The sequence below is a fragment of the Streptomyces sp. NPDC020731 genome, from assembly GCF_044334705.1.
In the GTDB taxonomy this organism is placed as follows: domain Bacteria; phylum Actinomycetota; class Actinomycetes; order Streptomycetales; family Streptomycetaceae; genus Streptomyces.
In genome coordinates this window covers 18,541-44,869 of the sequence record NZ_JBIRTN010000007.1, presented here as the reverse complement: position 1 = coordinate 44,869, position 26,329 = coordinate 18,541, and the positions used below count along the sequence as shown (strand labels likewise).

General features: G+C 73.2%; 17 protein-coding genes and 1 pseudogene. 5 read left to right on the top strand and 13 right to left on the bottom strand.

Translation table 11 applies throughout. The annotated features are described in order from the left end of the window. The first annotated feature begins 76 nt into the window (after positions 1 to 76). Positions 77 to 4,015: a type VII secretion protein EccCa gene (gene eccCa, locus ACH4VX_RS12515; RefSeq protein ID WP_398367597.1), complete on the top strand. Its 3,939-nt coding sequence runs from the start codon at positions 77 to 79 to the stop codon at positions 4,013 to 4,015. A 209-nt stretch (positions 4,016 to 4,224) separates the two neighbouring features. Here the strand turns inward: eccCa and ACH4VX_RS12510 are convergent, their stop codons facing one another. Further along, a complete protein-coding gene (locus ACH4VX_RS12510) occupies positions 4,225 to 5,463 on the bottom strand; it encodes a S8 family serine peptidase (RefSeq protein WP_398367366.1) in 1,239 nt (412 codons plus the stop codon). Between the two features lie 74 nt (positions 5,464 to 5,537). On the opposite strand from ACH4VX_RS12510, the gene ACH4VX_RS12505 reads away from it, so the two are divergent. Next, the gene (locus ACH4VX_RS12505) at positions 5,538 to 8,861 is read left to right on the top strand and encodes a right-handed parallel beta-helix repeat-containing protein (RefSeq protein WP_398367364.1); all 3,324 of its coding nucleotides are present in this window, start codon (positions 5,538 to 5,540) and stop codon (positions 8,859 to 8,861) included. A gap of 63 nt (positions 8,862 to 8,924) precedes the next feature. Here ACH4VX_RS12505 and ACH4VX_RS12500 read toward each other — a convergent pair whose 3' ends face one another. The 4 genes from ACH4VX_RS12500 to ACH4VX_RS12485 all read right to left on the bottom strand — a co-directional run bounded on the left by ACH4VX_RS12500 (position 8,925) and on the right by ACH4VX_RS12485 (position 15,370). Continuing rightward, positions 8,925 to 10,169 carry a hypothetical protein gene (locus ACH4VX_RS12500; protein ID WP_398367363.1) on the bottom strand — a complete coding sequence of 415 codons (1,245 nt, stop codon included), beginning with the start codon at positions 10,167 to 10,169 and terminating at the stop codon, positions 8,925 to 8,927. Between the two features lie 64 nt (positions 10,170 to 10,233). Beyond that, entirely contained in the window at positions 10,234 to 13,668 is a 3,435-nt protein-coding gene (locus ACH4VX_RS12495; RefSeq protein ID WP_398367362.1) for a hypothetical protein, read from the bottom strand. Next, on the bottom strand, positions 13,665 to 14,324 hold the full coding sequence (locus ACH4VX_RS12490) for a type VII secretion system-associated protein (protein ID WP_398367361.1): 660 nt from the start codon (positions 14,322 to 14,324) through the stop codon (positions 13,665 to 13,667). The genes ACH4VX_RS12495 and ACH4VX_RS12490 overlap by 4 nt, the downstream gene beginning before the upstream one ends. A gap of 8 nt (positions 14,325 to 14,332) precedes the next feature. Then, the gene (locus ACH4VX_RS12485; RefSeq protein ID WP_398367360.1) at positions 14,333 to 15,370 is read right to left on the bottom strand and encodes a sugar-binding transcriptional regulator; all 1,038 of its coding nucleotides are present in this window, start codon (positions 15,368 to 15,370) and stop codon (positions 14,333 to 14,335) included. 224 nt (positions 15,371 to 15,594) lie between these two features. Here ACH4VX_RS12485 and ACH4VX_RS12480 point away from each other — a divergent pair, with 224 nt between their 5' ends. After that, the gene (locus ACH4VX_RS12480; RefSeq protein WP_398367359.1) at positions 15,595 to 16,152 is read left to right on the top strand and encodes a glycoside hydrolase family 25 protein; all 558 of its coding nucleotides are present in this window, start codon (positions 15,595 to 15,597) and stop codon (positions 16,150 to 16,152) included. Positions 16,153 to 16,179: 27 nt separating this feature from the next. Here ACH4VX_RS12480 and ACH4VX_RS12475 read toward each other — a convergent pair whose 3' ends face one another. From ACH4VX_RS12475 to ACH4VX_RS12460, 4 genes are all read right to left on the bottom strand, one after another. After that, a complete protein-coding gene (locus ACH4VX_RS12475) occupies positions 16,180 to 16,392 on the bottom strand; it encodes an EF-hand domain-containing protein (protein WP_398367596.1) in 213 nt (70 codons plus the stop codon). Between the two features lie 49 nt (positions 16,393 to 16,441). Beyond that, on the bottom strand, positions 16,442 to 17,356 hold the full coding sequence (locus tag ACH4VX_RS12470) for a MerR family transcriptional regulator (protein WP_398367358.1): 915 nt from the start codon (positions 17,354 to 17,356) through the stop codon (positions 16,442 to 16,444). Between the two features lie 80 nt (positions 17,357 to 17,436). Then, positions 17,437 to 18,045: an ATP-binding protein gene (locus ACH4VX_RS12465; RefSeq protein WP_398367356.1), complete on the bottom strand. Its 609-nt coding sequence runs from the start codon at positions 18,043 to 18,045 to the stop codon at positions 17,437 to 17,439. A gap of 168 nt (positions 18,046 to 18,213) precedes the next feature. Beyond that, entirely contained in the window at positions 18,214 to 18,981 is a 768-nt protein-coding gene (locus ACH4VX_RS12460; protein ID WP_398367355.1) for an enoyl-CoA hydratase/isomerase family protein, read from the bottom strand. A 221-nt stretch (positions 18,982 to 19,202) separates the two neighbouring features. Here ACH4VX_RS12460 and ACH4VX_RS12455 point away from each other — a divergent pair. After that, positions 19,203 to 19,855, top strand: a pseudogene (locus ACH4VX_RS12455) (GntR family transcriptional regulator); the annotation flags it as partial. Between the two features lie 211 nt (positions 19,856 to 20,066). Here ACH4VX_RS12455 and ACH4VX_RS12450 read toward each other — a convergent pair. The 4 genes from ACH4VX_RS12450 to ACH4VX_RS12435 form a co-directional block, all read right to left on the bottom strand. Continuing rightward, the gene (locus ACH4VX_RS12450; protein ID WP_398367354.1) at positions 20,067 to 20,477 is read right to left on the bottom strand and encodes a DUF6069 family protein; all 411 of its coding nucleotides are present in this window, start codon (positions 20,475 to 20,477) and stop codon (positions 20,067 to 20,069) included. Beyond that, the gene (locus ACH4VX_RS12445) at positions 20,474 to 21,085 is read right to left on the bottom strand and encodes a TetR/AcrR family transcriptional regulator (protein ID WP_398367353.1); all 612 of its coding nucleotides are present in this window, start codon (positions 21,083 to 21,085) and stop codon (positions 20,474 to 20,476) included. Before ACH4VX_RS12445 ends, ACH4VX_RS12450 begins: the two co-directional genes overlap by 4 nt. A 149-nt stretch (positions 21,086 to 21,234) precedes the next feature. Then, complete coding sequence (locus ACH4VX_RS12440) at positions 21,235 to 22,479, bottom strand: Ig-like domain-containing protein (protein WP_398367352.1); 1,245 nt, start codon at positions 22,477 to 22,479, stop codon at positions 21,235 to 21,237. A gap of 158 nt (positions 22,480 to 22,637) precedes the next feature. Continuing rightward, positions 22,638 to 23,864, bottom strand: a complete 1,227-nt coding sequence (locus ACH4VX_RS12435) for an Ig-like domain-containing protein (protein WP_398367351.1) — start codon at positions 23,862 to 23,864, stop codon at positions 22,638 to 22,640. 187 nt (positions 23,865 to 24,051) lie between these two features. Between ACH4VX_RS12435 and glgX the strand changes: the two genes are divergently transcribed. Then, positions 24,052 to 26,313 (top strand): glycogen debranching protein GlgX, encoded by a 2,262-nt coding sequence (gene glgX, locus ACH4VX_RS12430; RefSeq protein WP_398367350.1) that lies wholly within the window; start codon positions 24,052 to 24,054, stop codon positions 26,311 to 26,313. Positions 26,314 to 26,329: the final 16 nt, after the last annotated feature.

Genomic DNA, 26,329 nt, shown 5'->3' with positions numbered 1-26,329 from the left:
CTTCCGAAATCATTGAGGAGGACGTTCGTTGAGCGTGATCCTGTTCCGCCGTCCGGCCCGCCGCAAAGGGCCGGAAATGCCGTCGGGGGAACTGAGTCTTCAGGAGCCGCCGACACTTCCGGAAGTCGTGCCGGACAGCTCCGCGGTGTGGACGTATCTGCCGATGGCGCTGATGTCGGTCTCCATGATGCTGATGTTCATGCGGCCGGGGATGAGCCGGAGCAGCGGCGGATTCATCTACATCGCGCTCGGTGTGATGGTGATCGCGTCGGCGGGCATGATGCTCGGTCAGGTCATGCGCCGCAACGGCGAGCGCAAGCAGCGGATGAAGGGCGAGCGCCGCGACTACCTGCGGTATCTGCGGCAGACCCGGCGCATGGTGCGGGCGTCCGTCGTCGAGCAGCAGCGCGCCCTTGCCTGGCGCCACCCGGAACCCGACGCGCTGTCGTCGCTGGTGCGCAGCACCCGGCTGTGGGAGCGGCGGGCGTCGGACGAGGACTTCGCCGAGGTGCGGATGGGCGTGGGCGACCAGCGTCTGGCGATGAAGCTGACGCCGCTGTCGACCAAGCCCGTCGAGGACCTGGAACCGCTGTCGGCGCACGCGCTGCGCAGCTTCACCCGGGCCTACTCCACCGTCAGGGACCAGCCCATCGCGATCTACCTGCGGGCCTGGTCGAAGGTGCTGTTCCGCGGGGACGAGGAGCGGATACGCGCCCAGGTCCGGGCGCTGCTCGCGCAGTTGGCGGTGTTCCACTCCCCCGACGACCTGTGGATCGCGCTGTGCGTCTCGGACGAGCGGCGCTCGGAGTGGGAGTGGGCGAAGTGGCTGCCGCACGGTCTGCACCGGCACGAGGAGGACGGCGCCGGACCGGTCCGCATGATCGCCTCGGCCTTCACCGAGCTGGAGAACCTGCTCGGTGCCGAGTTCCTGGAGCGGCCGGGCGCCGACCCCGACGCGGTACCGGGACGTGAGGAGCCGTACACGGTCGTCGTGATCGACGGCTGCACGGTGCCGGCGGGGCACCGCTTCGACGGCCACGGGTTCCGCAACGCGGTGGTGCTCGACCTCACCGGGGCGCTCGCGTGGAAACCCGGGCGGACCACGCTGCGCCTGGAGGTGGACGACGACGGTGTCGCGCTGGTGCGCACCGACCGCGACCGCAAGGAGCAGTCGACGGTGCTCGGCCGGCCCGACCGGCTGGGCACGGTGGGAGCGCTGGCGCTCGCCCGGCTGCTGGCTCCGTACCGGATGAGCGTGGGCGGCGACGACTCCAAGCCGCTCGCCAACGACGTCGAGCTGACCTCGCTGCTGAACATCCCCGATCTGCACCGGCACGACCCGGCCACGCTGTGGGAGCGGGCGACCGGCAGTGCCCGGCTGAGAGTGCCGATCGCGGTGAGCGGTGAGGGCAGGCCGGTGGAGCTGGACATCAAGGAGTCGGCGCAGGGCGGTACGGGACCGCACGGCATGCTGATCGGCGCCACCGGTTCCGGCAAGAGCGAGCTGTTGCGCACGCTGGTGCTGGGGCTGGCGCTGACCAACTCCTCCGAGACGCTGAACTTCGTCCTCGTCGACTTCAAGGGCGGTGCCACCTTCCTCGGACTCGACGAACTGCCGCACACCTCGGCGGTCATCACCAACCTCGCGGACGAGGTGGCGCTGGTCGCCCGGATGCAGGACGCCCTGCACGGGGAGCTGATCCGGCGGCAGGAGCTGTTGCGCGCCGCCGGGAACTACACCTCCGCGCTGGAGTACGAGAAGGCGCGGCAGTCCGGGACGCCGCTGCAGCCGCTGCCCAGCCTGTTCGTGGTGGTCGACGAGTTCAGCGAACTGCTCGCCTCGCACCGCGACTTCATGGAGCTGTTCGTGATGATCGGCCGGCTCGGGCGCAGTCTCGGGGTCCATCTGCTGCTGGCCTCGCAGCGGCTGGACGAGGGCCGTATGCACCAGCTGGAGAGCCATCTGTCGTACCGGATCGGTCTGCGGACGTTCTCCGCGATGGAGAGCCGGGGTGTGCTGGGCGTACCGGACGCCTACGAGCTGCCCGCGCAGCCGGGTGCCGGTTTCCTCAAGAGCGGCGTCGACGCGCTGACCCGGTTCCGGGCCGCGTACGTCTCGGGGCCGTACCAGCGGCGCCGGGCCGTCGTGCAGGCGCAGGTGGCGCGTCAGGTGGTGCCGTGGACGGCGGAGTGGGTGGTGCCGCGCGCGCCCGCGGACCCGGCGGCCGAGCCCGACGGGCCGGGGCCCGAGGCGGAGGGCGAGGGGGACGGCGACGGGGAGACGCTGCTGTCGGTGGCGCTCGACCGGTTGCGCGGAGCGGGGCCGCCGGCCCACCAGGTGTGGCTGCCGCCGCTGGGCCGGCCGGCCACCCTGGACCAGATCCTGCCCCCGCTGGCACCCGATCCGCGGTACGGCCTGACCACGGCCGACTGGCCGCTGCGGGGACGGCTCACGGTGCCGGTGGGCGTCGTGGACCGCCCCTTCGACCAGCTGCGCGATCTGCTGACCGTGGACCTGTCGGCGGCCGGCGGCCACGTGGCCATCGCCGGGGGCCCGCAGAGCGGCAAGAGCACCCTGCTGCGGACCCTCATCACCGCGCTGGCCCTCACCCACACGCCCCGCGAAGTGCAGTTCTACTGCCTGGACTTCGGCGGCGGCACGCTGGCCGCGCTGGACGAGCTGCCCCATATGAGCGGGGTCGCGGCACGTGTGGACACCGAGCGGGTGGGCCGTACGATCGCGGAGGTCACCGCGCTGCTCGCCAGGCGGGAGCGGTTCTTCCTGGAGCACGGCATCGACTCCATGGCGACGTACCGCAAGCGGCGCGCGGCGGGCGAGTTCCCCGACGAGCCGCACGGGGACGTCTTCCTGGCCATCGACGGCTGGGCCACCGTGCGCCAGGACTTCGACCGGCACATCCCCACCTTCAACGCGCTGGCCGCCCGCGGGCTCAACTACGGGGTCCATCTGCTGGTCACCACCGCCCGCTGGGTGGAACTGTCGTCCTCGGTGCGCGACCAGACCGGGACCCGGCTGGAGCTGCGGATGGGTGACCCGATGGACTCGCAGATCGACTCCCGGAAGGCGGCGACGATCCCGCGCAGCGCAGGGCGGGGGCTGACCTCGGACAAGCTGCACTATCTGTCGGCGCTGCCGCGCGTCGACGGGGTCGAGGACTCCGACGACCTCGCGGACGGGGTCGCGGGGCTGGTGGCCGCGGTCGCCGAGAACTGGACGGGGCCCACCGCGCCGCGGGTGCGGATGCTGCCGGCGAAGCTGCCGGTCGAGGAGCTGCCGGAGCCGGAGGGCGAGAACGGTCTGCGGATCGCCATCGGCCTGGACGAGAACGAACTGGCGCCGGTGTGGCACGACTTCACCGAGAACCCGCATCTGATCGTGGTGGGCGACACGGAGAGCGGCAAGACGAACCTGCTGAAGCTGGTCGCGCGCGGCATCACCGAGCGGTACACGCCGGCCGAGGCGCGGATCATGACGGTGGACTACCGGCGGGAGCTGGTGGAGAGCGTTCCCGAGGCGTACCGGCTCGGGCACGCGGTCTCCCTGGACATGCTGCGGGACCTGGTGGACGGGGCGGCGCGGGCGGTCAAGCAGCGGGTTCCGGGGGAGGACATCGCTCCGTCGCGGATGCGGTTGTGCGACTGGTGGCAGGGGCCGCGGCTGTTCATCCTGGTCGACGACTACGACATGGTGGGCGGCGGGCCGATGACGCAGCCGTTCGCCCCGCTGCTGGATCATCTGGCGCTGGGGCACGAGGTGGGGTTGCACCTGGTGGTGGCGCGGTCGTCGGCGGGCGCGGGGCGTGGGCTCAACGAGTCGTTGCTGCGGCGGTTACAGGAGGTCAATACGCCGGGGCTGCTGATGTCGTGTCCGCCGAGTGAGGGGTATCTCTTCGGGAGCGTGAAGGGGCGGGAACTGATTCCGGGACGGGCGGTTCGGATCGCCCGCCGGAAGACCTTGCAGGTGCAGACGGGGCTTGTGGGGGACACGTTGTGAGGCGTCCGTGTCTTCGCGCGGCCCGGCGCCCGGGGAGTGCGGCGCGCCGGGGCGGGCCGGGGGGTGTTCGCGCGGCCCGGCGCTTGCGGGGTGCCGTCGCGCCCGCCCTCCCCCACTCCCGGCTTCGCTCGAGCGGGGGGACCCCCATCGCCCTGGGGGTCCCCCCTCCGGAGGAGGCACGACTGCCCGCGGGAACGGCGGTTGTGCCGCTAACGGGCTGTCGGGGGGCGCCAGTTGCGGGTGCGGCCTCGAGGGATCACCGCGGCCAGGGCTGCCAGGAGGAGGACCGTTGTCAGGCCTACTGCCGCGATCGTCAGGGAGCGGTGGTGGGGGGTGGGGTCGGTGGGGGCCGGCATGTGGGCGGGGACCGCGCTCGGCGCGGGGGGTTCCGTGCGGTCCTGGATCAGGGACAGGGCGGCGTACGGGTCGAGGCGGGGGGTGTCCGACGGGTAGGCGGTGTCGAGGAGGCGACGGGTGACCTCTGCCGCCGTGAGGTCGGGATGGTAGGCGCGTACGAGTGCGGCGGTGCCCGCGACGCCCGCCGCGGCCAGCGAGGCCCCGGAGCCGATGTAGTGGCCGGCGCCCCTGGGGCCGACGCTGACCATTTCGTCGCCGGGCGCGGACAGGTCGGGCTCGTGGGCGGGCGGCGCGTTCTTCTGCCGTACGCCGCCGGGGCCGAAGTCCACGACGGCGAGCGCGCCGGGCGCGGCGGCCGGCCAGTACGGACCCTCGGGCATCTCGCCGTCGGGCCCCTGCTCCTCGCGGGGCACGGCGTCCGGGGCGGCGGGGGCGACGACCAGTGCGTCGCGCCGGGTGGCATGGGCGACGGCCGCGGTGAGTTCGGAACGTCCGGTGGGCAGGGCCTGGCCGACGTAGATGACCTGTGCGCCGCGGTCCGCCGCCGTCCGGATGCCGGCGGCGACGCGTTCCACGGAGGGGACGCCGCGGTCGTCGGTGCCCGGCAGGGCGAGGATCTCCGCCTGCGGGGCGACCCCGGTGATGCCGCTGCCCTTCTCCGGCGCCGCCGCGATGAGGCCGGCGGTGAACGTGCCGTGGCCCACGCAGTCCTCGTCCGCCCCGTCGAGGGCCTCCACCCTGCCGGACAGGCTGGACACGCCGGAGGCGACCCCGGTGTCGACCACCGCGACGGTCACGCCGCCGCCGCGGGAGATCCGCTGGGCCCGGGACAGCCCGAGCGCCGTCTGCGACCACGCCGCTCCGGTGGCCGTCCGCTCCGAGGCCCCGGTGCACGGGTTGCCCTCGCCGAGCCGGACGGGCAGCGGGGGCAGCAGCGTGGCCCCCGGACCGTCGGCGACGGGGCTCCCCGACAGCGCGACCGGCGCGGCGGGGGCGGCCGGGGCGGCGAAGGCCGGCCCGCCGACGACCGGCAGGACCACGGCGACCGCCAGCACGCAGCCCGCACCCCGATGTTTCATGACATTCCGCATGAGCCGCATGATATGCACACAAGATGTACGGCGTACAACGCCAACTACCGCAGCAGCACAAGGAGGTTCGAGGCGTGGCACGTCACATACTCACGGTCGGCCCGGAACGGTCGGACGGCTTCCAGACGATCGGTGAGGCACTGGCCCAGGCCCGCACCGGGGCGGTGATCCGGGTCCGTCCCGGCCGCTACGCCGAGAACCTCGTCATCCGGCACCGGGTGACGATCGTCGGCGAGGGCGAGCCGGGCACCGTCGAGCTCTGCCCGCGGGACGGCACCGCCGTCACCCTCATGGCCGACGCCGTGATGCTCAGCGCCCTGACCCTCCGGGGCCGCGACAAGGAGGCCGCGGTCGTGGACGTACCGGCCGGTCAGGCCGCGCTCGACGACTGCACCGTGACCGGGGCCGGATGGACGGCGCTGCTGGTGCGCGGCAAGGGTTCACTGGCCGCCCGCGGCTGCCGGATCGGCAACCCCGGCGGCGCCGGTCTCGTCGACTCCTCGGAGAGCGAGAGCATCGTCGAGGACTGCGTGTTCGAGAACTTCGGCACCTCCGCGGTGGTCATCGGCGAGACGGCCGGGCCCCTCGTCCGCGACTGCCGCATCCGGGGCGCGCGGGCCAACGGCGTCCTGGCGAGCGGCGAGGCCCGGGGCACCGTGGAGGGCTGCGACATCTCCGGCACCGACAAGCCGGCCATCGCCCTGGAGGGCCACAGTTCGACGCGCGTGCTGCGGTGCGCCGTGCACCACACCTCGGTGGGCCTGCTGGTGACCAGCATGTCCCGCCCGGAGATCGAGGAGACCTCCTTCGAGTCGATCGCGCAGAGCGGCATCGTCGTCTCCGGCGGGGCCGACCCGGTGCTGCGCGGGTGTGTCACCAGGCGCACCAGGACCAGCGGGCTGCTCGTCCTGGACCGCTCGCGCGGAACCCTGGAGGGCTGCTCGTTCCACGGTTCCACCGAGGCCGCCGTGCGGGTCGTCGAGGGCAGCGCCCCGCTGCTGCGGGACACCGTGGTGAGCGACTGCGCCGACACCGCCGGGGCGGTGCAGCTCGCGGACGACTCCACGGCCGAGTTCGAACGCCTGGAGGTCCTGGACGCGGCGGGCGTCGGCATCTCGGTGCGCTCCGCCGCCAACCCCCTGCTGCGCCACGCCCGGGTCACCGGCGCCGGCGGCCACGGCATCGAGTTCACCGACGACGGCCGCGGCCGGCTCGAGCACTGCGAGATCGAGTCCGCCGGCGGCTGCGCGCTGCACATCGACGACGACTCCGACCCCGAGATCAGCGACACCGTGCTGAGCTCCGCCGCCCGCTCGGGCCTGCTCGTCGGCGAACGCGGCCGGGGCACCCTGCGGGACTGCGAGATCGGCGACAGCGCCGACGCCGGGGTCGGTGTGCGGGACGGCGCGGAGATCACCCTGGAGCGGGTCCGGGTGCACGGTTCGAGGGCCCACGGCGTCCAGGTGTCGCGCGGCGGCCGGGCCGTCCTCGACGCCTGCGAGATCACCGGGAGTACGGGCGACGGCGTACGGGTCGACAGCGCCGAACCGGTCGACGTCACCCGGTGCGTCGTACGCGACAACCGCGGCGCGGGACTGCGCCAGAGCCGCGCGAGCGAGCGGCTCACGGTCGAACTGCTGACCAGCGCGGACAACGGCCTGCCGGACAGCTGGGGCGAGTCGGCCGGGACGGCCGGCGAGGACGGCGCCCCGGGCGGGTCGGACAAGGAGCAGGAACCCGAGGGCCCGCTGGCCGAACTGGAGGCGCTCGTCGGCCTGGAGAACGTCAAGCACCAGGTGAGCACGCTGGTCAACCTGAACCAGCTCGCGGAGCGCCGGCGCCGGCTCGGCATGCCGGTCCCGTCCATGAGCCGGCACCTGATCTTCGCCGGGCCGCCCGGCACCGGCAAGACCACCGTCGCCCGCCTCTACGGCAGCATCCTCGCGGACCTGGGCGTGCTCAGGAGCGGACACCTGGTCGAGGTCGCCCGCGCCGATCTCGTCGCGCAGGTCATCGGCGGTACGGCCATCAAGACCACCGAGGCCTTCACCAGCGCGCTGGGCGGGGTGCTGTTCATCGACGAGGCGTACACCCTCACCGTCGAGGGGTCGTCCAACGACTTCGGCCGCGAGGCCGTCGACACCCTGCTGAAGCTGATGGAGGACCACCGCGACGACGTGGTCGTGGTGGCGGCCGGGTACTCCGAGCAGATGGAGTCGTTCCTGACCGCGAACCCGGGTCTCGCCTCCCGGTTCACCCGCACCGTCGAGTTCGGCAACTACGCGGTGGAGGAGCTGGTGACCATCACCGAGAGCATGTGCCTCAGGCACCAGTTCGAGCTCGGTCCGCTGACCCGGGAGGCCCTGGCCGTACGCTTCGAGCAGATGACGCGCGACGCGTCCTTCGGCAACGGCCGTGCGGCCCGAGGTGTGTTCGAGGACATGGTCGACCGGCAGGCGTTCCGGCTCGCGGCCATGGCCGACCCGGCGGAGAACGACCTGACGCTGCTGCTGCCGCAGGACGTCGGCGACGCGGAGGCGGCGGCCGTCGGCGGCACGGCGCAGGACGCCGACGACGCGTCCGACCCGATGGCCGAACTCACCGCCATGGTGGGGCTCGCCGCCGTGAAGCGGGAGGTCGCCGACCTGGTCAGTCTGCTCACCAACGCCCGGCAGCGGATCGCCGCCGGGCTGCCCGCCCCCCGGATCAGCAACCATCTCGTCTTCAGCGGCCCGCCCGGCACCGGCAAGACCACCGTCGCCCGGCTGTACGCCAGGCTCCTGCACTCGCTGGGGGTGCTCCCCCGCGACTCCCTGGTGGAGGTGGCGCGGGCGGACCTGGTGGGCCAGTACGTCGGCCACACCGCCCAGCGCACCAAGGACGTCTTCACCAGCGCGCTGGGCGGGGTGCTGTTCATCGACGAGGCGTACACCCTCACCCCCGAGGGGTCGTCCAACGACTTCGGCCGCGAGGCCGTCGACACCCTGCTGAAGCTGATGGAGGACCACCGCGACGAGATCGTGGTCGTCGTCGCCGGATACACCGAGGAGATGGGGCGCTTCCTCGCCTCCAACCCCGGTCTGACGTCCCGGTTCTCCAAGTTCGTGACGTTCGAGGACTACAGCACGGACGAACTGGTCACCATCGTGTCCCGGCATGCCGCCGCCTCCGGGTACGAGTGCGCCGACGACACCGTCGAGGCGCTGCGCGCCCATGTGGACGCCATCCCGCGCGACCGGTCCTTCGGCAACGCGCGGCTCGCCCGGCAGCTGCTGGAGACGATGATGACGAGCCAGGCCCGCCGGCTGGGCGGGCTGAGCTCGCCCAGTCTCGCCGACCTCACGACGCTGCTGCCGGAGGATCTGCCGCCGGCGCGGCGGCGGGAGGCCGCCCTGTGACGTGCTGAAGGCGGACGCCCGCCGGCCGGTGCCGGCGGGCGTCCCCCCACGCTGTCGCGTCCCTCAGACGTTGAACTTGACGGACTCCAGCCACACGTTCGGCTCCGTCGACCCGCCGAATCTCCAGCCCTCGGACGACTCGCACAAGTAGGTGCCCCAGTCGTGCTCGCCGAGCTTGTGGTGGTGGCAGACGTTGCCGTCGTCGACGCCGATGGCGTAGCCGCTGAGGTTCGGCGCGTTCGAGGCCGCGCTGCCCAGCGTCAGATCCGTCCCGTCGGCCGCACCCGACCACGGGGTCGTCCAACCGTCCTTCTGGACGTACTCGTTGGCGGACACCCTCTTGGCGCCGACCACCGCGATGTTGATGGCCGTGATCGGCAGCCCCTGGCCCGACATGGCCCCGTCGCACCTGGGGATCGTCCAGCCGGCGCCCTTCCTGTGGACCCGGTAGCAGATGTGCCGGCCGGGATCCGAGGCGGCCAGCCGCTGAACGGCGTAGGCGGCGGTGTTCGGCGGGACCTCGGGGGCCTCGCGCTCCTTGGTCCGGGCCTCCTTCGCCTTCTGCGTCGCCTTGGGCGACTCGCTGACCGGGGCGGACGCCGAACTCGTCACCGGGGCGGGCTTCTCGACGACGGGGCTCGGCTTGGCGGACGGCTTCTTCGTCGAGGGCTCCGGGGTGGGCTCCGCCGGGGCGTAGTCGCCCTTCGGCACCTCCAGGGACTCCTCCTCGAGCAGCGTGTCGGACCCGGCGGCCACCGCCACGTTGTCCTTCTTCTGCCGCGAGTCGTCCGTGGCCCAGATCAGCAGCGGCACGGCGAGGAGGACGACGCCCGCGATGCCGGCGGCGGCGAGCAGGGGCTTCTTCGGGTTCCCGGACGGCGGCCCGTCCGCACCGGCACCGGCCGCGGCGGTTCCACCGGCCCCGCCGGCCCCGCCGACCCCTTCGGCCTCGGCGTCCGGGACGGCCCGGACGGCGGTGGCCGGGGCGGCGGCGCTCCGGTTCCCGGCCTCCGACCGTTCCTCCGAGGCGGACGCGACCGGCGCGGCGGACGCGGTGGCCGGCGCGGCCGGTTCCTCGGGGGCGGTCCCGCTCTCGGCGGTGTCCGGGGTTTTCGGGGCCGACTGTGCCGTCTCCGTTTCCCCGGCCCCGCCCTCGTCCGGCTCCGGTGCGGCCGTACGCCGTGCGGCCGGTGCCAGCATCGGGCCGGGGTCGGCCGCCGCCGACCCGAGGGAGACGGCCCTGCGGACGGACGAGCCGCCCGTGCCGTCGGGCCCGTCGGGAGCGGGCGGTTTCTTCTGACTTGCCATCGTTCTCCTCGATCTGTGTGGACTGTGGGGTGATGGGTGGTCGTGCGGCGCGCACCCCCGCTCGCTATCCCTCCTGGCCCACGGGCCCGGAGCAGCGGTCCGGCCACCGCGGTTCGTCGCCGAGGCGGAAGCCCTTGGCCAGCGCCTCCTCGAGGTGCGTGAGGGCCTTGAGGTCCAGCCCGCTCAGTTCCTCCGACCCGTCCATGTAGGCGGTCGCGTTCCCGGGGAGCTCACGCAGCAGTACGACGGAGGGGCCCGCGGGCACGGTCCGTACCCCCAGCACCCGGAAGCCGGTCCCCGGCACGAAGACGATCTCCTCGTACGTCTCCGTGGTGCCGCCCGGCCGGTCGAGCAGTTGCCGTACCTTGCGTCCGGTGACGGACCAGATCGCGTAGCGCACGGGTGCCCCGGTGGGAAGCGCCGAGGATCCGGCCAGGGCGCTGACCGGGGCGGGGTCGTGCAGCAGCGTGCCGACCGCCGGTCCGGGGCCGTCGGCGTCCCCGCCGCGCAGGGCCACGCCCCGGTAGGAGGGCAGCCGGCGCAGCGCGGACGCCAGACAGCCGGCGTAGGGCAGCAGGCGTCCCCCGCCGGTGCGCAGGTCCCGGATCAACTCGCGGTGGTGCAGCGGCCCTTCCTCGGCGGTGAGGTAGGCGTGCGCGGCGACGAGGTCGGTCCGCGCCGCCTCCAGCTCGTGACCGCGCAGCGCGGGCATCCGGGTGAGCACCCGCGATACGGCGGCGGCGTGCCCCTCCCAGGCACCGGCCGCGGCGTCCCGGAACGCGGCACGCTCGGCGGCCCCGCTGACATGCCCGGGCACGAACGGGAGGGCGGCGCGGCGCGGCGCGGGCGTCTCACCGGCCCGCCTCCGCGGTCCCTTCCCCGCCTCGGCACGCACGGCCCGGCCACCGTCCGGCCCTGGACCGCCCCGCTCACCGGCGGCGCGCCCCGCCCCGGCCGAGGAGGCGGACCGAGGCCCTGCGGTCCCCGGCCCCGCCCTGTCGTCCGGTGCCGCACCGGGCCCGGAAGCCCCCTGCCCGCTCCCCGCGCCGGCCCCGGCCTCCGGTGACGCGGCAGTCGCGGACCCCTCGGCGGGCCGCCCCTCCGGACGGGCCTCCGAGGACACGACGGGCGCGGACGCCCCGCGCTCCGCTTCCCCGGGTCCGGCACCCTCCGACGGAGACCCCGGCGCACCCGCCGCTCCCCCGGCACCGGCGGCCCCGCCCACCGGAGGGGAATCCGGCGACGGGACAGGCCCACCCTCCCGAAGGGGCTCCGGCGGCGCGCCCACCGGCCGACCAGGAGCATCGGCATCCGCTCGGGGCTCCGGGGACGCCACGGGCGCGGTGGCCGAAGAGCCGCCGCCGACACCGCTCACCTCGGCGGCGGGCGGGGGCACCGGCACCCCGGACTCGGCAGCAGCCACACCGTCGGGTCGGGCCACCCCGCCTCCGGGCCCGGCGGCCGACGGACCACTCACAGCCGTACCGGGCCGACGGGTCACCCCGGCGCCGGGCCCGACGGCCGGAAGGGCAGTGGCCGTACCGGCCCCACGCCCCACCCCACCGGACACCGAAGCCCCACCGGACACCGAAGCCTCACCGGGCCCCCCGGCCTGCGGGCCGGCGGCAACTCTGCCGGGCCCCCGGCCCGGCACACCGGCCGACAACCCCTCACCGGGTCCGGCGACCGACGGACCACCAACGCCCGTACCAGGCCCCCGACCCGGCACACCGGGCGGCACAACACGGCCGGGCCCCCCGGCCTGCGGGCCGGCGGCAACCCTGCCGGGCCCCCGGCCCGGCACACCGGCCGACAACCCCTCACCGGGTCCGGCGACCGACGGACCACCAACGCCCGTACCAGGCCCCCGACCCGGCACACCGGGCGGCACAACACGGCCGGGCCCCCCGGCCTGCGAGCCGGCGGCAGGCCCGGCAGTGGCCGTACCGGGCCCGTGGGTCACGGTCGGTACAGCCCGACCGGGCCCGGCAGCCGGCAACGCAGCGGCCGGGCCGGACCCGTGGGTCACCCGCCCGGGCTCCGCAGCCGTCCCCGGGCGCGAGGACCGGCCGGTGGTGACGTAGCGGATGTTCGGTATGCCGTGTTCCGCGGCCAGGCGGCGCAGGGCACCGTCACCCGCCAGGAGCCTGCCGCGGACCAGCAGGGTGGTGCGTGACCGGACGTCGGTGCCGAGGCCGCGCACGAGGCGGGACAGCGCGGGCAGCAGGGAGCCGTCCAACGGCTGCCCCGGCATGCCCAGTTCGATGGCGCACACCTCCGGGTCGACGGCCGGTCCGAGCGGCCCGGGACGGGGACCGTCCGGTGCCCACAGGGCGAGGCCGGCCCGGGTCACCGTCGCCTGCCAGCGATCCGTCAGCCGTACCGTCCCCCGCTCGCTGCCGCCGAGGATCCAGTCGGGCGGGTGGAGCTCCGTCGGCCTGGGTACGGGAGCCCGCCCCTCCGGGTCGACCGGCCCGCAGACCACGGACGACACGAACGGCCGCCAGCTCGGCCTGCCGTCCCACCCGACCAGCGTGGCCCGGGGAGGCGTTCCGGGCGGTGCGTGGTCGTCGAGCAGCGGCAGGCCGGTGAGCACCTCCACCTCGGTGCCCAGCAGGTCGGCGACCGACTGCCCCAGCCGCAACAGGTCACGCCGGCCGCCGGGCGCGAGCCGGGCGCGGGCGCGCTCCCCCTCCGGCAGCCCCGCGAGCACGGCGGCGACCTCGTCGGCGGCGACGTCCTCCGCCTGCGGGGCGCCGACCAGTACCGTCAGGTGCTCGAAGTCGACGGGCACGGAGAAGCACAGGTCGTCGGGGGCCGGCCCGGGCGCCTCGGCCGGGCGGATCACCACGCCCGCCGGGACACGGTCCACGACACAGCCGCCGGCCGTGCGCGCGGGCACCCCGTCCAGCGCCTCCTCCCAGACGGGCGCCGGTGCGCGCCGGCCCGCCTTCCGGGGCTTCTCACCGGGCGCGAACCGCCACCACGCACAGCCGGGGTGGGAGTCGCCGTGGACGAAGAGCGCGCCGCCGGGCGTGATCAGGACGGCCCCGTCCGGAGCCGTCACCTCCAGTTCCCAGGCGTCCGCGATCCTGCGGGCGACGCTGGGCCGGTCCGGCCGGTCGTCACCGGCGCCGGACATCACGAGCCGGACCCGGTCGGTGCCCCGCGCGCGGAGGGAGTCGAGGAGCGCGCCCAGCCGGGCCCAGTGGTCGGCGTCGGGCGCCCCGCCCCCGGCGGCGGAACCCACGATCACCGTGACGACGTCCTCCTCCCCGCCGACGGCGCCCGCCACTTCGGCGACGACGTCCAGGGGGAACGAGTCGTCGTCGACCGAGCGCACCAGCAGCACGCCGTCGACGTCCTCGACCGGAGGGCCACCGGCGCCCCGGTTGCCGGTGGCGTTCGCACCGCCGGCCGGACTCGCCGTGCCGCGGCGACCCGTACCGGCGCCGGACCTGCGTCCCCGGCCCGGCATCACGGACGACCAGCGGCTCACGCGTCCGTCCCCCGGACCGGGTGCACGGCCTCGGTCAGCACCCGCGCGGTACGGCCCGCGGGCGCGGCGGCGGAGGCCCGCTCCCCCGCACCGTCCCGGACCGCGTCGCGCACGGCGTCGGGGTCCAGCAGCATGCTCACCGCGGCCGAGGGGTTCAGATACAGCGCGTGCCCCTCGGGAACGCGCGTCAAGAGGTCGTCGACGCCGACGAGTTCGAAGGCGAAACGCCCGGACGCGTGCAGGAACACCGACGAGGTGAACACCGGCACCACCGGCGTCCCGTCCGACGCCGCCGCACTCAGCGGACCGCCGCCCGGCGCCGTCAGCACGGCCACCTCGCGGCCCGCCAGTGCGGCCGGCACCGCCTCGCCGGGTCCGTATCCGGTCGACGCGAGCTGGACGGCTCGGTCCACCTCGTCCTCCGGCTCGGGCCAGCCGAGCGCACGCGGGGACGGCCGGTAACCGGGGTTGTCCTCCCACTCGACGATCTCGCCGTCGAGGCCGGACCGCCACCGGCCGGTCATCGCCCACTCCGGGGGCTTCCCCTCCCCGGACCACATCGGGTCGACCACCCCCAGCCAGTGGTCCGGGGCGAGGCGGCCCGCCTCACGGATGTCGTCCGGAACGGGCGGAAGCGCCTCGTCCTGCTGGCTCATCGCTGTCCTCATTCGGTGGATCGGGACGACGGTGCGGTCCATGCCGGGTCGTCCGGGTCGTCGTGCCAGAGGAGGCGGCGCGCGGTCGCGGCGTCCGTGACGACTCCGGTGAGCAGTCCGGACCTCAGTACGGCGCGGACCGCCCCGGTGCCGCGTCCACCGGCCGTGACCCCGATCAGCTCCGCGACGCCACGGAGTTCGTCGGCGCCGACGGCGATCGTGCGGGCGTTCAGCTCGGTGGGAATCACCCGGCCCGCGGCGTCCAGCACGTGGCCGGCCACCTCGGCGCACGCTCCCGCCTCCCGGAGCGTCTCCCGCTCCCGCTCGGACAGGGCGTCGTACACCGTGGAGTGCGGGGCGTCCCACGCCGTGATGCCGACGACGGCCTTGGTGACCAGGCCGAACCGGTCCAGCGTCTCGGCGGTGGCGGGCTGGCTGCGCAGGAGGGCGGCCGTCACGGCGTCGGGCAGGAGGAACGGGGTGTGGAGCGGGAACGCCCTGCCCCCGCCCGCCGCGGCCGTACGGCGGACCGCGGCGATCGCGGCGTCATGGGCGAGGTCCCGCCCGTGCACCCCGGTCAGCTGGACCACGTCACAGAGCGGCAGCCGGGCGACCGCCTCGCTCAGCGCGTCCACCACGTGGCTGCCGTCCAGCCCGAGGACGTCGCCCTCCTCGGCGATCTCCGAGATCAGCCGGGCCGCCGCCGTGCCGAGCCAGCGCCCGCTCTGCCGCTGGTCCGCCGACGCCGCCGTACCACCCTCGCCGCGGCCCAGGTTGACGACGATGCCGTGCCGGAGTCCGAACCGCTCGGTCAGCGCCCGTCCGAGCGGGACGTCGATCTCGGCCGGGACGGTGATGTCGATCCGCACGATGTCGTGGGCCACGGCCGCGTCGAGGAGCCGGGCCACCTTGAACCGGCTGATGCCGAACTCCTTGGCGATCTCCACCTTCGACCGCTGCTCCAGGTAGAAGCGCCGGGCGACGGCGGCGGCGAGGAGCGTGTCGATCGGTGCGGGTAACGCCACCACCTCAGCCGGTTCGGCCATGTCGTCTCTCCGCGCTCTCATCGGTCGTCAGCTCACGCCACTTCTCCGGCTAGTTCATCTGTGCGAAGTGAGCAGAACATGACGGAGAAGCGACGTCGGAGTGACACCGGAGGCGTCAGTGACCGCTGGGACCGGACTTCCCGCCTTCCGGACGGGTCGTCCGTGCCAGGGTGGGGAAGAAAACATTCGACTCCCCTCCCCCCACCAGCACCTCAGGGAGCCCCATGCTGCGCGGCATCGACGTGAGTGCGTACCAGCCGTCCTCGTACGGCACCGACGGCCTGTCCTTCGTCTTCATCAAGGCGACGGAGGGCCGTTCGTACGCCAACCCCAAGCTCTCGGCCCAGACGAAGAGGGCCCGCGACGCCGGTCTGGTCGTCGGTTTCTACCACTTCCTCTGGCCGGGCAACCTCACGGCCCAGGCGGAGTACTTCGTGAGGAAGGCCCCGGAGAAGCGGGGCGACATCCTCGCGGTCGACTGGGAGACGACGGGCGAGGGAACGCGGGCGAGCAACGCGGAGAAGGACCGCTTCATCCGGAAGGTGAAGGAGTTGCGGCCCCACAACAAAGTCATTCTGTATTGCAATCGGAATTTCTGGCTGAACGTCGACACGACGTCCTACGACGGTGACGGCCTCTGGATCGCCGACTACGTCACCGCCGGAGAGCCCCGCATCCAGGCCACGTGGCGCTTCCACCAGTACACCGACGACCCACTGGACAAGAACGTCGCGGACTTCTCCAGCAGGTCGGCGTTGGAGGAGTGGGCCGAGGACGCCTAGCCCCCGGCGCCCACTCCCGGATCACGCCTACTTGTTCAGGTGCGCCCAGAACTCGTCGAAGGACAGGAGCTTGTCGCCGTTCAGGTCCTGGGACCTGATCACGGCCTCGGCGACCGCCTCGGTGACGTTCCAGTCCCCGCCCTGGGCCAGGGCGGTCTTGAACTCGGCAGCGGTGATGAACCCGTCCCCGTCCGTATCCATCCGCTCGAACTGCTTGCGCGCTTCCTCGATGTCCGCCACCGGTCCGCCCCTCATCTCGTACTTTGCCATCTTGTTGACGCAGGTCAGATTATCGGGCCAGCTGAGACTCCAGTGCGGCGACCACCCACCCGAACCGCTCCTCGTAGGCGGCGGGCGGCTCCACACCGTTCACGATCGCGGACAGCTCGCGGTAGCGGGCGAGGCGTACGTTCGTCGCCGACGCGAGCCGTTCCAGTACGACGGCCGGGTCGGCGTCGCCGATCAGCTCGCGCAGGACGCCGGCGGCGCGGGGCGAGTCGGGGGCGACGCCGTCCCTGATCGCCCCGCCCGCGAGCTGCACGAGCCGGCTCATGAACCACAGGGAGCTGCCGGAGGGGACGTCCGGGCCCCGGTCCGCCGCGTTGAACTCGATCATCCTGCGCATCGTCGCCCGGAACCCCGGGTCCTGGATCAGCTCGGCCAGCTCCACCCAGGCGTCCACCTGCTCGGGGGTGGGGTCGTCGGGCAGGTCGGCCGCGGCGAAGCGCAGGCGGGTGCGGATGTCGGGGTCCGCCGTGTCGATGCCGTCGAAGACCTCCGCCATGAAGTCCTCGATGATGCGCCTGCGCTCGGCCGTCGACAGTCGGGCCAGCTTGTTCATGAGTGTCGTCTCCTCAGCGGTCGAGCCGCGTCGTGCCACGGTCGACAGCACCGCGCGGGTCACCTTGAGCGACCGGATCTGCGCGTCCAGCGCGGCCACGTGCGCCACCGCGACCCGCGCGACCGTGGTCTCGCCGGTCAGCACCCGGCGTACGTCGGCGAGGCCGAGGCCCAGCTCGCGCAGGGTGCGGACCAGTTCCAGGCGGGCGACGGAGCCGGCGTCGTAGAGCCGGTACCCGCCCGCGGAACGGGCCACCGGGGGCAGGGCGCCCTCGTCCGACCAGTAGCGGATGGTGCGCACGGACAGTCCGGTGGCCCGGGCGAGCTCGCCGATGGTGAGAAGTCCGGTGCCGTCGTCGGTCATGTCCGGGAGTCTGGGCCTTCCAGCGGCTGGAGACTCAAGTCACGCGGGTGAGGACGTCCCTCAAGAATCCTCAGGAGCCCTCAGCGGTCCGTCACGCGGATTTCGAACCAGGTGGTCTTGCCGCGGGGCAGCAGGTCGACGCCCCAGCGGTCGGCGAGCTTGTCGACGAGGAAGAGGCCCCGGCCGCTGATGTCCATGGGCTGGACCGGCATGAGACAGGGCAGTCCGCGGGACGGGTCGCGGACCTCGATCCGGATCCAGCCGCGCCGGTGGCGCATACGGAGGCCGAAGACGCGGGCGCCGGTGTGCCGTACCGCGTTGCCGACCAGTTCGGAGACGAGCAGGACGGCGTCCTCGGCGGTCCTGGCGGTGAGGCCCCACTCCCGCAGGACGACCACCTGGACGAGCCGGCGGGCGGTGGCGGCGGACTCGGGACGGGACGGCAGCGGAACTTCCGCCTCCGTCGGATTGCCGAACAACTCCAGCGCCTTCAGGGCGCGTTCGTCATCGGCCGTCGGCGACCAGTGCGACGCTGTCGCACGTCCGTCTCCCCGCGGCTGTTCCATACCATCCAGCCCCGCCATGCCCCCATCATGGCCGTCCGCGGGGTCCTCGGGGGCCGTTCCGGGGGAATACGCCCCCCGTACGCTCCCGCCCGACAAGGGGCCGATGGCATATGCCGATGGCACTTCGGAGCTTCCGGAATCCCGTCCGAGCTGGTGAAACGGCTCGCTCTCAGGCAATCGACGGGCTCCCTCGACACGAACGGCTTAAGGGTGCACCAAGGCTCCCACAAACCGCCCCATCGAGGGAACCCAATCAGACATCACGTCAATTGCAAGCCTCCGGACGGCTTTTCACCGGAACTTCGCCTTGCCCGGCCCCTCCTCCACGAAGCTGCGCATCCCCCGCTCACGGTCCTCGGTGGCGAACAGGCCCGCGAACCAGTTGCGTTCGACGGCGAGGCCGGTGTCGATGTCCGTCTCAAGCCCGGTGTCGACCGACTCCTTGGCCGCGCGCAGTGCGATCGCCGGCCCCTGGGCCAGCTTCGCGGCCCACGCGTGCGCCTGCGCGTAGACCTCGTCGGCGGGCACCACCCGGTCCACCAGGCCGAGCGCCAGCGCCTCGTCGGCCCGCACCTGGCGGCCCGTGAAGATGAGGTCCTTGGCCTTGGAGGGGCCGATCAGCCGGGACAGCCGCTGGGTGCCGCCCGCGCCCGGGATCAGGCCGAGCAGGATCTCGGGCTGGCCCAGCTTGGCGTTCTCCCCGGCGATCCGGTAGTCGGCGCACAGCGCCAGCTCGCACCCGCCGCCCAGCGCGTACCCGGTGACGGCGGCCACGACCGGCTTGGGGATACGGGCCACGGCCGTGAAGGAGTCCTGGAGGGCCTTGGAGCGCAGGACCATCGCCGCGTGGTCCATGGCCTGCATCTCCTTGATGTCCGCACCCGCCGCGAACACCTTCTCCCCGCCGTGGATCACCACGGCACGCACGTCCTCGCGCCGCGTGACCTCCTCGGCGAGCTCCTTCAACCGGTCCTGCGTGGCGACGTCCAGCGCGTTCATGGGCGGCCGGTCCAGCCGCAGCGTGCCGACGCCTTCGGCGACTTCGAGATGTACGGTCATGCTCCGCAGGTTAGCGGTCGTTCACACGCGGGGACACCGCGGGCCGGCCGGGCGACCTCCGCCAGGCCGAAGTGGGCCTTACGCCACCGCGCACGAGTTCGCACAGCGTGTGAAGTGACGGCGCGAAGTAACCGCCCACATCGAGCAGGACGACCCGTAACCCTGCCGCCTTGACCTCGATGTACCACACCGCACGATCGGGCTCCGTGAACAGCTCCCGCGACAGCTTGTCGCACACGTGGGGACCGGGCGCCAACCTGCCCTCCACGACGCAGCTCAAGGAGGGATTCGACGCCTCGAACGCGACGATCCGGAAAGCACTGCGGCTCCTCAAGGACGAGCAGTTCGTGGTAAGTCGCGCCGGGGCCGCCGTCACCGTTCGCGAACACCGGCAGCGAACGATGCGCCCAGCCGCGTACATGGCCCCCACGGAGCCGGGACAGCCGTACCGCTGGCTGGCCGAGGCCGCGAAGCTCGGTGCCCCGGCGCACAGCACGCTGCTGGGCGTGGTGGAGATCCGGCCGCCGGCCGATGTCGTGTCCGCACTGAGTCTCGACGACGCCGAGGCCGCGGTACTACGTCATCAGGTCCTGTCCATCGCCAGGGACACCGCCCTCACGGCCAAGCGGAAGATCAAGGGCGGCACCCCGACGCTCCTCGGCCGACTCTGGTTCCCACCACGCCTGAGCGTGGACCGGGTCTCGGCCAGGGCCCCCACCCAGGAGCAGCATCAGGCCCTGAACCTGCCCAGCGACCTCCCCGCGCTCCGCCCCTGCGCGTCGTCCACAGCGATGACGAACGCCCCGTGGAAGCCACCGTCATGGTCAAGGCGGGCCACCTGTACGAGCTTCAGTACGAGTTCACGCCTGGCTGAGAGATGAGCGGCAGCAAGGCCACGCCCTCGATCCTGCGTTCCCGCGGGTGCGGGGATGGTCCCCTGATCAGGACGGATCGCAACGGTGTCCGGTCCTGCTCCCCGCACCCGCGGGGATGGTCCCCGGCCGCTGCTCGGGTCCGACCCGACCACTCCCTGCTCCCCGCACCCGCGGGGATGGTCCCTGGAGCGAGTGACCCGGTGTCGGCGGTCACCCCTCGGCGGCACCGGTTCCCGCCGCGGAGGAGCTGCCGCCCAGCCCCGGGATCAGCACCGCCGCCACCGCCAGGTGCATCAGAGCGAGGGAGGCCCTGGTGCCGCCGTCCATGCCGTCGCCGGTCAACGGCAGGAAGGACACGGCCAGTACGGCGCCGGCGACCCCGGTCCAGATGGTGCGGGCGCGCCGCGCCCCGGACCGCTCCAGGACGGCCAGCAGTCCCCAGCCGGAGAGCGACGCGAGCAGCGCGACGGCCGCCACGGGCGCGGCGCCGATGTCGAGCGTCTGCTCGCCGTCGGCGATCCGCAGCCGGTGCCCCAGCAGCGGATCCGTGACCAGCCACACCAGGACGGGGGCCAGGACGGCCAGGGCCGTCACCCCCGGTCGCCTTCTCCGCGCGCTCACTCGGTGCTCCCCGAGAGCGCCCCGTGCAGGAAGACCTCCACCAGTTCCTGTGGGGTCAGGTCGGGCTCGTCCTCCGTACGGGGCTGGGTGAAGAGCAGCCCGAAGAAGAGGGCCGCGATCTGCTCCGGCGGCCGGCGCAGGGCGGCCCTGTCCGGCTCCAGCAGTTCCGCGAGGGCCGCGCGGATGCGGGCCGTCGACTCGTCGCGGCCCGCGCCGCGCACCGTGCCGGGGTGCTTGCCGCCGCGGTGCCCCAGCGAGCCGATGATCGCGCCCATCCTGGACATGTGCGCCTGCAGTGCCTCGGCCGCCTCCGCGAGCCGGTCGGGCAGCGGCTGGGACACGTCGATCGCGTCGAGCTCGCGGACCGCGTGCTCGGGGGAGAGCGCCTCGGCCACACAGGCCTGCAGCAGCTCGTCCTTGTCGGCGAAGACCCGGAAGATCGTGCCCTCGCCGATGCCCGCGGCGCGGGCGATCTTCGCGGTCGTCACCGCGGCGCCGTACTCGGCGATCAGCGGGATCGCGGTCCGGATGATCATCTCGCGGCGCTGCTCCGGCGACATGGCGGCGGCGCGACGACGGGTGGTCTGGCTCTCCTTGGGTGCTGTCATGACCGCGAGAATACGGAGTGAGTACTCACTCCGTCAATGAGTGAGCACTCACTCCGTTCATTTCCCCCTTTCACGCCCGACCGGGAAAAGGCGACGGCGGGGCCGTGCGGCCCCGCCGTCGCCGATCGGGCACGGAGTGCCCCGTGTCCCTACGCCTTCCACTTCTCCCAGGACATGTTCCAGCCGTTGAGGCCGTTGTCCGGGGCGATGGTGGCGTCGTTGGAGTTCTTGACGACCACGACGTCACCGATCATCGACTGGTTGAAGAACCAGGCCGCCGGTGCCTCCTTGTCCCAGCCGCCGCGGACGTCGCGCAGGCCGACGCAGCCGTGGCTGGCGTTGCGGTTGCCGAAGGCGTCGCCGCCCCAGTAGTTGCCGTGCAGGAAGGTGCCGGAGGTGGACAGGCGCATGGCGTGCGGGACGTCCTTGATGTCGTACTCGCCGCCGTAGCCGACCGTCTCGCCGTTCATCCGGGTGACCGTCAGCTTCTCGCTGATGACCATCTCGCCGTTCCAGGTCTCGTAGCCGGGCGCGCCGGTGGTGACCGGGACGGTCTTGAGGAGCTTGCCGTCCCGCATGACCTTCATCGTGAGCTTCTTGGCGTCGACGACGGAGACCTGCTCGCGGCCGATGGTGAAGGAGACCTTCTTGGACTGCTTGCCGTAGACGCCGTCGCGGCCCTCGACGCCGTCGAGGTTGAGGTCGACGGTGACCTTGGTGCCGGCCTTCCAGTACTTCTCCGGGCGGAAGTCGAGGCGGTCGTTGCCGAACCAGTGGCCCTCGACCTCGACGGCCGGCTCGGTGGTGATGCGGATGGCCTTCTCGACGTCCTCGGGCTCGGTGATGCCCCGGGTGAAGCGGAGCGAGAACGGCATGCCCACGCCGACCTTGGAGCCGTCCTCGGGGGTGAAGGTGCCGACGAAGGTGTTCTTCGGTGTCAGCGTGGTGAAGCTGGAGTCCTCGGCCGCGGTGCGGCCCTCGGAGTCCTTGGCTACCGCGTGCACCGTGTACTTGGTGGCGGCGGCCAGGTGGGTGGACGGCGTCCAGGTGGCGCCGTCGCCGGATATCTCGCCGTCGATCCTGCCGCCGTCCGGGTTCTTGACGACGACCTCGGTCAGCTTGCCCTTGCTCGCGTTCACCTTCAGCGCGCCGCTGGTCTCGACGGACTTCGCGCCGTCCTCGGGCGCGATGCCGACCACGGCCTCGGACTGCTTACTCTGCGCGGCGGTGGAGTCCTTGCCCTTGCCGTCGCCCGAGCCGGAACCCGACTCCGACCCTCCGCCGCCGCAGGCGGTCACCGCCAGCATCACGCCGAGCGTCAGCGCCGCCAGCCTCCTGCCGCCCCGCCCTCGCGCGCCGACCGGCGTCGCCCCCGATATGGGCCCCACGTTCAACTTGTTCTCCCCTCGGCGGGCCCATGGCCTGGCCGGGTCCCGCGCCCCCGCGCGCCCCTCGCGCGCTCGGCGCATAGTAACCACAGGCCAGGGGCGTTCGAGGCGGCGGGTTTGTCACCGTTCCGTTCCAAGTTCAACGGCCCGTCCGAGGGTTCGGGTCAGCGCCGCTTCACCGCGCTGCCCGCCGTCCACTCCTTCCAGTTCATGTTCCAGCCGCCGAGGCCGTTGTCCGGGGCGACCTTCCTGTCCTTGCTGTTGACGACCTCGACGACGTCGCCGATGAGGCTGCGGTCGAAGAACCAGCCCGCCGGGGTGCCCGCCCCGCCGCCCTTCACATCGCGCAGGCCGACGCAGCCGTGGCTGACGTTGGAGCCGCCGAAGACGTCGGTGTCGGCCCAGTAGTTGCCGTGCAGGAAGGTCCCGGAGTTGGTCAGCCGGATGGCGTGCGGGACGTCGGGGATGTCGTACTCGCCGCCGAAGCCGACCGTGCGGCTGTTCATGCGGGTGACCTCGAGCATCTCGGTGATCACCATCTTGCCGTTGTACGTGGGCGTCTTCCGCGCCCCCGCCGTGATCGGCACGGTGGCCAGCAGCTCCCCGTCCCGTCGCACGCGCATGGTGTGCGCGGTGGCGTCGACCACCGACACCTGGCTGCGGCCGACGGTGAAGGTGAAGGTGCGGTGCTGGAGGCCGTAGACGCCGGGCGCTCCCTCGACGTCGCGCAGGTCCAGGCCGACGGTGACCTCGGTGCCGGGCTTCCAGTAGTGCTCGGGGCGGAAGTCGAGGCGGGAGCCGCCGAACCAGTGCGGGCGGATCTCGACGGCCGGGCGGGCGGTGACGCGGACGGCGCGTTCCACGGCCGCGCGGTGGGTGATCTTCCGGTTGAACTCCAGGGAGACGATCATGCCGGTGCCGACGGTGGAGCGGTCCTCCGGGGCGACGTAGCCGATGAAGCGTTCCTCCGGGACATGGGTGGTGAAGGTGGTGTGCCGGGCGGAGCGGCGTCCGTCACCGTCCACGGCCACCGCGTCGACGGTGTACTTCGCGGCCAGCGCCAGCCGTGCTTCGTCGGGCTTCCAGGTCAGCCCGTCGCCGGAGATCCGCCCGGGGACCCGCGACTCCCGCGCGTCCTGTTCCACGACGACCTTCACCGACTCCAGCCGTCCGTCCGGCACGCGCACCCGCAGCGCCGAGTCGGGGCGTACGTCCTTGCCGCCGTCGCCGGGCGACACCCGGATGACGTCCTCGGCGGCCGGGGGGCCGAACGCCCCGCCGACGGTGCCGTCCGCGGTGCAGCCGGCGGCTCCGGTCAGCAGTCCTGCCCATGTCACTACGGCGGCCAGCGCGGCCCTCGCGCGCCGTGCGCGCCCTTGTACGTACCTCACGCGGTACCCAACGACGGGCCTCGCCTCCGGAAACGACCATGCCGCCCCCGGGGAAACGTGAGTGCGAGGCACGCTCTGGGCAGAACAGTGGGAGGACGACGCGCCGGGGAGCCGCGGCCGGAGCCGATGGAACGGGCCGTACACCCCTGTCCGCCGTCGTCCCCCACGAGCCGCGGGAGGCTGACAGGTGTCCAGCGCAGCCGAGCAGGAGGCGGTGGCCTCGGAGCGGGCCACCGGGGACGGGCGCCCGGCCGCCGTCGTGAACGGCGCGCGGCCGGTGCCGCCCGTGCCCACGGTGCCGGTTCGGCCGGGCCGGCCGACGCCGCTGGGTGCCCGGTTCCGGGCCGGCCCGGACGGGGTGGCGGGGACCAACTTCGCGTTGTGGGCGGGCGGGGCGGAGGGGGTCGAGCTGTGCCTGTTCGACGAGCGGGGCAAGGAGAGCAGGGCCCGGCTCACCGAGCTGACGCACGAGATCTGGCACGGTTTCGTGCCGGGGGTGCTGCCCGGGCAGCGCTACGGCTACCGGGTGCACGGCCGCTGGGACCCGTGGACCGGCGCCCGCTGGAATCCGGCGAAGCTGCTCCTTGACCCGTACGCGCGTGCGGTCGACGGCGACTTCGGGCTGCCGCCGGAGGTGTACGGGCACGTCCGCGACTGGCCCGAGCAGCACGTCGCGGACACCGTGCGCGACGACCGGGACTCCGCGCCGTACGTCCCCAAGGGCGTGGTCGTCCACGACGGCGGACCCGACGACGAATGGACGTACGACCGCCGGCCGAAGACGCCGTGGGCGGACTCGGTGATCTACGAGCTGCACGTCAAGGGCTTCACGCGGCGGCACCCCGGCATCCCGGAGGAGCTGCGCGGCACGTACGCCGGCCTCGCGCACCCCGCGGCGATCGAGCACCTGGTGAGGCTGGGCGTCACTGCCGTGGAGCTGCTGCCGGTGCACCAGTTCGCGCACGAGGACCATCTGCTGCGGCGGGGGCTGCGCGACTACTGGGGCTACAACTCCATCGGCTACTTCGCCCCGCACGCCGGTTACGCGGCCTCCGGGACGAGGGGGCAGCAGGTCGGCGAGTTCAAGCGGATGGTGCGGGCCCTGCACGCGGCCGGGATCGAGGTGATCCTCGACGTGGTCTACAACCACACCGCCGAGGCGGGCGAGTTGGGCCCCACGCTCTCCCTGAAGGGCGTCGACAACCGCGGCTACTACCGCCTCCAGCCCGACGCGCGCAGGTACGCCGACTACACCGGCTGCGGCAACACCCTCCACGTCGTCCAGCCGCACGTCCTGCGTCTGATCACGGACTCCCTGCGCTACTGGGTGACGGAGATGGGCGTCGACGGCTTCCGCTTCGACCTGGCGGCGGCGCTGGCCCGCTCGATGCACGACGTCGACATGCTCTCCCCGTTCCTCGCGGTGATCGCCCAGGACCCGGTGCTGCGCAGGGTGAAGCTGATCGCCGAGCCGTGGGACGTCGGCTCCGGGGGCTACCAGGTGGGCGCGTTCCCGCCGCTGTGGACGGAGTGGAACGACCGCTACCGCGACGCCGTACGGGACTTCTGGCGGCACGCGCTGCCGGACGTACGGGAGATGGGCTACCGGCTGTCCGGGTCCAGCGACCTGTACGCCTGGGGCGGGCGGCGGCCGTACGCCTCGGTCAACTACGTCACCGCGCACGACGGTTTCACCCTGCGGGACCTCGTGTCGTACGGGCGCAAGCACAACGAGGCGAACGGCGAGGGCAACCGGGACGGCACGGACGACAACCGCGCCTGGAACTGCGGTGCGGAGGGGGAGACGCGGGACGAGGACGTACGGGCCCTGCGGCGGCGGCAACTGCGGAACCTGCTGACCACGCTGCTGCTGTCGACGGGCGTGCCGATGCTGGTCGCGGGCGACGAGATGGGCCGCACCCAGCGCGGCAACAACAACGCCTACTGCCAGGACAACGAGATCGGCTGGGTGGACTGGACACTCCTGGACGACCCGGACTGGCGGCCCCTGCTGGAGCTGACCTCCCGGCTGATCGCCCTGCGCCACCGGCACCCGGTGCTGCGCCGCCGGGCCTTCTTCTCCGGCCGCGCGCACTCCGCGGACGGGCTGCGCGACCTGGCCTGGTTCACCCCGCGCGGCACGGAGATGACCGAGGAGGACTGGTACGCGCCGGCCGCCACGCTCGGCATGTACCTCTCCGGGCGGGACATCCCGGGGCGCGACGAGCACGGGGCGCCGATCCTCGACGACAGCTTCCTGACCGTCCTGCACGCGGGGCACGACCCGGTGGAGTTCGAGCTGCCGGGGCCGCCGTGGGCGGAGCGGTACGAGGTGGTCGTGGACACCGGGCGGGAGGAACAGGACCGGGCACCGGGCGTGGAGCACCGGGCGGGGACACGGATCACCGTGCCGGGACGGTCGGTGCTGCTGCTGCAGGTGCGGGCCTGACCGGCGGTGGCGCCCC